This window comes from Pedobacter sp. GW460-11-11-14-TSB4 (assembly GCF_059423705.1).
In genome coordinates, this window is sequence record NZ_JBWKYI010000027.1 from 70962 (window position 1) to 78936 (window position 7975).

Genomic DNA, 7975 nt, shown 5'->3' on the forward strand with positions numbered 1-7975 from the left:
CATCTATCCTGCTAGACTTTTAAGACCCTAAAATAAATTACCTTCAGTGACCTCGCTAAAGCTAGGTTGAGGGTGACGAATGTTTATTCTAATATTAAGATTCCAATTCCCGATCTAAGTGTTCGGTAACCCGTTGAATTGTATTATCGATGGTGTTACTTAAAATTGTTAAATAAGAACCCTTTTTAGCGGTTTCGATCGCAATCTGCAAACACTCAGTACTTTTATTGTTGATGATGATTTCTTTATTCGGATCAACTTCCTTAATGCCTTTCACCAGCAGGTCAACCAGTTCTTGTTGTTGTCTGCCACGGAGGTATTTCTCCTGACAAACATAAATTTTATCAAACATCTGTGCAGAAATGCGGGCAGTTTCGATAATATCTTCATCTCTTCTATCCCCTGTTGCCGAAATAATACCTACATGTTCAGTAGCTTCAACCCCTTGCAAGAAACCTTTTACGCCATTAAATCCATCCGGGTTGTGTGCAAAATCGACCAATACTTTAAAATCTTTGAACCTGAAAATATTCATCCTTCCCGGTGTATGGGCTGCTGAAGGAATAAATGTTTCTAACGATAAACGGATATCCTCAGGTTTATAGCCCCATAAATAGGTTGCCAGCGTTGCTGCAAGCACATTCTGAATCATAAAGTTTACAGACCCACCGAAAGTTAAAGGAATATGGGTGGCTTTATCTACCCTTAATTTCCAGTCGCCGGTTTTAATGGTAATGTATCCGTTTTCATAAATAGCTGCGATACCGCCTTTTCTACAATGTTCTTTAACGACAGGATTATTTTCATCCATGCTGAAATAAGCCACATTACAACGGGCGTCTTTGGCAATACGAACGCAATAACCATTATCTGCATTTAATACCGCCCAGCCTTTACGGCGCACTGCCCCAATCACAACAGCTTTAACCCGCGTTAAATCGTCCAGATTGTGGATATCAGAAATACCCAGGTGATCTTCCTGGATATTGGTCACTACGCCAATATCACAGGCATTAAATCCGAGCCCTGCTCTTAAAATTCCGCCCCGGGCAGTTTCCAGTACGGCAAACTCTACTGTCGGGTCTTTTAAAATAAACTCGGCACTTACCGGTCCGGTGGTATCACCCTTCATCAACATGGTATTGTGCACATATACCCCATCACTGGTGGTAAAACCTACGCGTTTACCATTGCTGCGGATAATGTGCGCAATTAATCGCGTGGTAGTGGTTTTTCCGTTTGTTCCGGTTACCGCAATAATTGGGATTTGTGATAACTTTCCTTGCGGATAAAGCATATCAATAACCGACGCAGCTACATTTCTAGGCAAACCTTCACTTGGTGCCAGGTGCATCCTAAATCCAGGTGCTGCATTTACCTCTAAAACCACCCCGCCATTTTCGGTTAAGGGTTGGGTAAGATTCTGCGCCATAATATCAATACCACAAATATCCAATCCGATTACCCTCGAAATCCTTTCACAAATAAAAATATTCTGTGGATGTACAATATCGGTTACATCGATAGATGTTCCACCAGTACTTAAATTTGCAGTAGATTTTAGATAAACCACTTCTCCCTTTTCAGGAATGGTTTCTAAAGTATATTCTTTTTTGGCCAGCAAATCCAAAGTATCACGGTCAACAGCAATTTCTGTTAACACATTTTCGTGACCATAACCACGACGTGGATCTTCATTCTCCTTATCGATTAACTCCTGAATGGTGTGAATTCCATTCCCCTTAATATGCGCAGGATCGCGTTGTGCCGCAGCAATTACTTTATGATCGATCACCAGCACACGAAAATCGAATCCGGTAATAAATTTTTCTATAATTACCTTTCTCGAATAGGTTTTGGCATATTCGAAAGCGGCAACAGCATCTTCCATCGTTTTCACATTAATGGTTGCACCTTTACCATGGTTGCCATCAAGTGGTTTAAAAACTAGAGGAAATCCAACTTTTTTAACGGATGCTTCCAGATCATCAGGATTTGAAATGGTTACCCCAGAAGCCACCGGAATGGCCGCTTCGGTAAGTAAACGTTTTGTTTCTTCCTTATTGCTGGCAATATCTACGGCAATGCTACTGGTTTTTTCAGTCATGGTTGCCCTAAAGCGAACCTGGTTTTTACCATAGCCCAATTGTACCAACGAACTTTTATTCAGCCTGATCCAGGGAATACTTCTGCTAACGGCTTCTTCCACAATAGAGCCTGTACTTGGCCCCAATGCTTCCAGCTCGCGGATTTCTTTCATCCTGCGGATATCGTGCTCTAAATCGTACTCTACGTTATTAATCAGGGCTTCGGCAATCTTAACTGCAGCTTCAGCAGCATAAACACCAACTTTTTCTTCCAGATAACTGAATACCACATTATAAATACCTTCCGTTTTAGTTTGACGTGTTCTGCCAAAGCCAGTTTCCATTCCGGCCAGTGTTTGGATTTCTAAAGCAATGTGTTCAATTACATGCCCCATCCATGTTCCTTCTTTCACCCGTGTAAAAAACCCGCCTTCTACGCCTTTAGAACAGCGGTGTGTAAACATGCTGGGCAACAATTTTTCTATCCGTTCACTAAACCCTTCAATCACGTTGGTTGGCTTTTGCTCTAAATCTTCCAGATCTAAGCGCATCTGGATTAATTTTTTCCGGCTAATTGACCATATATTTGGCCCTCTTAATACTTGTATGTTTGATATCTTCATGTAATGTTTTGTTCGTTTTTTATTTAAACAAGCGTTTGGGATGACCTTTTTAACTCAATTTTTAGAATGAAATTGATGACTGTAAATTATGCATTTATTTTGAAATTAGACGTCCCATTTACCTAAATCAATTTTAACGCCTATTTGTTTTACTTTCAAGCACAAGACCGTTAATTTTATGTTATAATATTTTAACTTTTGTTAATAAATTGAATATTCTTGACAAAAAAAGTCGTGTTTTTTATCTTAAGCCTATATATTTGGGTTTTTTGATACAATTATAATACACAACGAATGGTTCCGAAAGGTAAACTCATCATCATTGGTGGCGCAATAAATACAGGTAGCTTCGCAGAAACGCAATTTGGACTGCCTGATAACATGAATTTTTTTGAGCGTGGAATTTTAAAACGGATTACTACAGAATCATTAAGAGATACCCAATCTCGCTTCGAGATCATCACCACAGCATCATTAATGCCCGAAAAAGTAGGCGAAGAGTATATCAAGGCTTATGCACAATTAGATGTACATAATGTTGGGGTACTTAATATTACCAATCGCGAAGAAGCCAATTCAGATGAAAATTATGAACGTATCAAAGCCGCAGAGGTCATTATCTTTACCGGTGGCGATCAGCTTCGTCTTTCTTCAATTTTTGGCGGGACAAAAATCCACCAGATCCTGTTAGAAAAATATAGAAATGAACCTGTGGTTATTGCAGGTACTTCGGCTGGAGCCGCGGCAAGTTCTAAAAACATGATTTATCAGGGCAGCAGTAAAGATGCCTTACTTAAGGGAGAGGTTAAAATTACCGGTGGATTAGGTTTTATTGATGATGTTATTGTAGATACACACTTTGTTCAACGCGGCAGAATTGGTCGTTTGTTATACGCCGCCGCCAGCAATCCTGGTATTTTAGGCATTGGGCTCGGCGAAGATACCGGACTTTTCATCTCTGATGGCCATACCATGGAAGCCATTGGTTCAGGTATGGTGATTTTAGTAGATGGACGTAATATGGCCGACACCAATTTAACTGATGTAGAAATGGGACAACCTGTTTCCATTAAAAACATGGTGGTACACGTCATGTGCGATGGCGACGTTTATGATTTAACAGACCATAGTTTAGTGATCCATCATCCAAAGGTTGTACCGATAGCCTAAAAAGGTTTAAGGTGGAAGGTTTAGGGTTTAAGGCCTAAGCCTATTAAATGTCTCAATACTCAAATCTAGCAGATGAAACTAATCATACATGGCGGCTTTTTCAGCGAATCGTCTACCAACCAGGAAACAAAAAAAGCTAAACAAGATGCATTAGCTTCGATTGTTACGCTCGGACACGAATACCTAAAAACACATACCGCATTAGAGACCGTGGTTTATACGGTTGCTTTGCTGGAAGATAATGAGCTGTTTAACGCTGGTATTGGTTCGCAGATCCAAAGCGATGGAAAGGTGAGGTTAAGCGCAGCCTTAATGGATGGTAAAACTGAAAAATTTAGCGGCGTCATTAATGTAGAGGAGGTTAAAAATCCGATACAAATTGCACAACACCTGTTACCTTATGATGACCGGGTACTCAGTGGTGATGGCGCACAACAATTTGCAAGAGCAAATGGATTTGAATATTTCAACCCGATTACCGCGCAGCGCCAGTCAGAATACGAAGCTAAATTGAACCAAAAAAACAATAAAGGAACCGTAGGCTGTGTAGCACTTGATGCAGATGGAAATTTAGCAGCAGCAACCTCCACCGGGGGAAAAGGGTTCGAAATCCCTTGCCGCGTAAGCGATTCTGCTACCGTGGCAGGCAACTACGCTAATCAATATGCAGGTATCTCCTGTACCGGGGTAGGCGAAGATATTGTAAGCGGTGCTTTAGCCGCCAAAATTGTAACCCGTGTTACGGATGGATTTTCTTTAAAGGATGCATCAGACAAATCCTTTGCCGAACTGAAAGCTTTTGATGGCTTTGCAGGCATTGTAGGCATTTCTGCTGCAGGCGAAGTATACCATTGCGACTCGCATCCATACATGGTTTGGGCATCTTTTGATGTTAATTTACAGGTATTTAGCTAAAATTAGATTTAAAGTATTATTTTTGTTGCATGACCAAGATTGTATTGGCTTTAATCGGCCTTTTTGCATCATTACAACTACAAGCTCAAAACATAGATAAATCTGAGATCCAAGAACCTAATGGTAGTGCTATAAATATTGCAGTATCTAAATTTGATTTGGAAGACGGCAATTCTTTTTTTGAGGAAGCAGAAGACTTAGAGCGAAAAGGCGATTACAATGAAGCCCTCACCTTATTTGGCAAAGCAGCTTTCGAATATAATGCCGTAAAAAACTTCAACAGGTACGGACAGGCCGTTATCAAGATGAGCAGTATGCATTATCAACTTGGCCGTTTCACGGATGCGGAGCAGATTCTTTTAAATGTGGCGTTAAAAAATTATTCTAAAACTGGAAACAGAGCAGGCGTAATGAACACGTATAATCTTTTGGGCAAAGTTTACCTGGCCAATACCAAGTACACCCAATCCATGTGGTTTTACACCCAACAAGGTATTCTGGCAAAACAGTTAAAAAGCAATAATTCTTACATTGAATCCATTTTAGGCATTGTTCAGGTTAAAATTAAAAAGAAAGATTTTACCCTTGCACTGAGAGACCTGAAATCGGCTGAATGGCTGGCCAACTCTATCAAAAGCACGCAATACAAGGCACAAATCAAAGATGCCAGAGAAATGATTGCCAGCAAAACCACCAGCAAAAAGGTAAATCCTAGCTAATTTAAATATTTATTTTCCCGTAAATCTTACTACATTACCCATCATATAGGCTTTAAAGGTCTGTAATTGGTCAAATTTTGAGTGTCAATCAAAACAAAAAATAACGCGCAACGTTCTACATAAGAAATTGTTAAATAAAAAGCTTTTAGTTAGATTTGATAAAGTTTTAACAAGAGACGGTAATAATGCTGTCTCTTTTTTGTTTTTTTGCTAAAATGGTATCATATTGGCTATATAGAATTGGAAATGGATTTTAAATCATTTAAAGAGATGTTAAAGAGAATATTTTTTGTAATTTTTACTGCGGCAGTACTTGCTTGTCATGCTGCACCTAAAACTCAGCCAATGGTTGAGGGTGTTACCAATGTGAAACCAGACGAGCAGCAACAACTTGTGATAAAAGAGGTTGTCAATTTGATCGAGAGTTATAATTATAAAAAAATTCAGATCAACGATTCTATATCTTCGATTATTTTAGATAAGTATATCAAGTCGCTGGATCAGGGCAAAAATTACTTTTTGGCTTCAGATATCAAGGAATTTGAAAAATACAGATATACTTTAGATGATGATTTCAAAAATGGCGATCTAAGTGGCCCGTTTTTCATCTATAACGTTTATGCCAAAAGGTTAAACGAATATTTCACCTATTCTTTAGCGCAGATTAAAACCAAATACGATTTTAATCAAACCGACAGCTATGTTTACGACAGGGAGAAACAGCCTTGGGCAACTTCTTCAGCGGCCTTAAACGATACCTGGAAAAAACGTATTAAATATGAACTGATTAATTTAAATCTGGCTGGCACTGCCGAAGCCAAGAACGTAGAAACCTTAACTAAGCGTTACCAGAACCTACAATCGCAGACTTCAAAAACCAATAATCAGGATGTTTTCCAGATTTTGATGGATGCCTTTACTGAATCTATTGATCCACATACCAATTATTTTAACCCAACCAATGCAGCAGCATTTAACGAAGATATGTCTCGTTCTTTCGAAGGCATTGGTGCCCGTTTACAATTAGAAAACGAAGTCGTTAAAATTTCTGAAATTATTGCTGGCGGACCTGCATTTAAAGGCAAACAACTAAGTGCTGGCGACCGCATTATTGCCGTAGCCCAGGGTGATGGAGAATTTGTAGATGTGGTAGGCTGGAGATTGGATAACACCGTATCTAAAATTAAAGGTCCGAAAGGAACCAAGGTGCGTTTAAAAGTAATCCCAGTTGGAAAAGAAATGTCGTCTAAACCGGTAATTATCGATCTAGTTCGCGATAAAATTGTTTTAGAAGAAACATCGGCCAAGAAAAAAGTTAAAACCATTAATAGCAATGGTAAAGATTATAAAATCGGCATTATCACCCTTCCAGCCTTTTATGCTGATTTTAAAGCGGCTAATGCAGGTGATAAAAACTACAAAAGCACCACCCGTGATGTTAGAAAATTAATCGACTCCTTAAAAACTTACGATAAGGTAAATGCCATTGTAATGGATTTACGCGGAAACGGTGGAGGTTCACTAGTTGAAGCCATTTCATTAACGGGTTTATTTATCGATAAAGGACCTGTTGTTCAGGTAAAAGATTTACGCGGTAAAATTGAAGTAGATGAAGATGAAAACAGCGGTGTAGCCTGGGATGGCCCTTTTGGCGTGATGGTAGACCGTTTAAGCGCGTCAGCATCTGAAATCTTTGCCGGAGCAATACAAGATTATGGACGTGGTATTATTATGGGTAGCCAAACCTATGGTAAAGGTACCGTTCAGTCTTCTATCGATTTAAACAAACTGGTAAACCCAAGTATGTTGCAAAGGGTGGCCGGATTAATTTCTAAAGATAAAACAGTTGGTACATCCCCAAGCGGAGCAAATCCGGCTGATATTAATTTAGGACAGATTAACCTAACCATGGCTAAATTTTACCGTGTAGCAGGAAGCAGCACGCAGCATAAAGGTGTAACACCTGATGTTGTTTTCCCTTCAGTTTATCCGATGGATAAAATTGGTGAAGATACTGAATCATCAGCATTACCATGGGACGTTATTCCAAGCTCAAGCTTTAAACCGGTTGCAAATCTGACTCCTGTTAAAGCACAGTTAATCAAAAATAGCGAACAGCGTATTGCAAATTCATTGGATTTTAAATACCTGAAACAAGATATTGCGGATCTTAAAAAACGCGATACTGAAGTTTCTGTAACTTTAAATGAAGCAAAACTTAAAGCCGAGCGCGATGCGCAGGAAGCTAAAACACTTGCCAGACAGAATGAATTAAGAGCGCTGAGAGGCTTGCCTGCCATTAAAAAAGGAGATAAGATTACCAAGCAAGATGCTTTCGATTTTATTGAAGATGAATCGTTAAAAGTAATGGGCGATTTTATGCAGCAATCTGGCAACTATGTGATGAACTTAGGCGTGATGCCAAAGAATAACTAAAAAGAAATATATTCAACAAAAAGGC

Annotated in this window: 5 protein-coding genes; 4 read left to right on the plus strand and 1 reads right to left on the minus strand. The window is 39.3% G+C overall.

Annotated elements, in window-relative coordinates; genetic code table 11:
- Positions 1 to 94: 94 nt before the first annotated feature.
- Entirely contained in the window at positions 95 to 2710 is a 2616-nt protein-coding gene (gene cphA / locus AC07YT_RS20690; RefSeq protein ID WP_086548176.1) for a cyanophycin synthetase, read from the minus strand.
- Between the two features lie 294 nt (positions 2711 to 3004).
- On the opposite strand from cphA, the gene AC07YT_RS20695 reads away from it, so the two are divergent.
- From AC07YT_RS20695 to AC07YT_RS20710, 4 genes are all read left to right on the plus strand, one after another.
- A complete protein-coding gene (locus tag AC07YT_RS20695; RefSeq protein ID WP_086548177.1) occupies positions 3005 to 3880 on the plus strand; it encodes a cyanophycinase in 876 nt (291 codons plus the stop codon).
- 72 nt (positions 3881 to 3952) lie between these two features.
- Complete coding sequence (locus AC07YT_RS20700; RefSeq protein WP_086548178.1) at positions 3953 to 4795, plus strand: isoaspartyl peptidase/L-asparaginase; 843 nt, start codon at positions 3953 to 3955, stop codon at positions 4793 to 4795.
- A 29-nt stretch (positions 4796 to 4824) separates the two neighbouring features.
- Positions 4825 to 5514: a hypothetical protein gene (locus AC07YT_RS20705; protein ID WP_086548179.1), complete on the plus strand. Its 690-nt coding sequence runs from the start codon at positions 4825 to 4827 to the stop codon at positions 5512 to 5514.
- A 270-nt stretch (positions 5515 to 5784) separates the two neighbouring features.
- Complete coding sequence (locus tag AC07YT_RS20710; protein WP_494945507.1) at positions 5785 to 7950, plus strand: carboxy terminal-processing peptidase; 2166 nt, start codon at positions 5785 to 5787, stop codon at positions 7948 to 7950.
- Positions 7951 to 7975 lie beyond the last annotated feature (25 nt).

What these genes read in the sequence shown, in the direction of transcription:
- cphA (WP_086548176.1), bottom strand. Translation starts at nt 2,710, where the DNA reads ATGAAGATATCAAACATACAAGTATTAAGAGGGCCAAATATATGGTCA.
- AC07YT_RS20695 (WP_086548177.1), top strand. Translation starts at nt 3,005, where the DNA reads ATGGTTCCGAAAGGTAAACTCATCATCATTGGTGGCGCAATAAATACA.
- AC07YT_RS20700 (WP_086548178.1), top strand. Translation starts at nt 3,953, where the DNA reads ATGAAACTAATCATACATGGCGGCTTTTTCAGCGAATCGTCTACCAAC.
- AC07YT_RS20705 (WP_086548179.1), top strand. Translation starts at nt 4,825, where the DNA reads ATGACCAAGATTGTATTGGCTTTAATCGGCCTTTTTGCATCATTACAA.
- AC07YT_RS20710 (WP_494945507.1), top strand. Translation starts at nt 5,785, where the DNA reads ATGTTAAAGAGAATATTTTTTGTAATTTTTACTGCGGCAGTACTTGCT.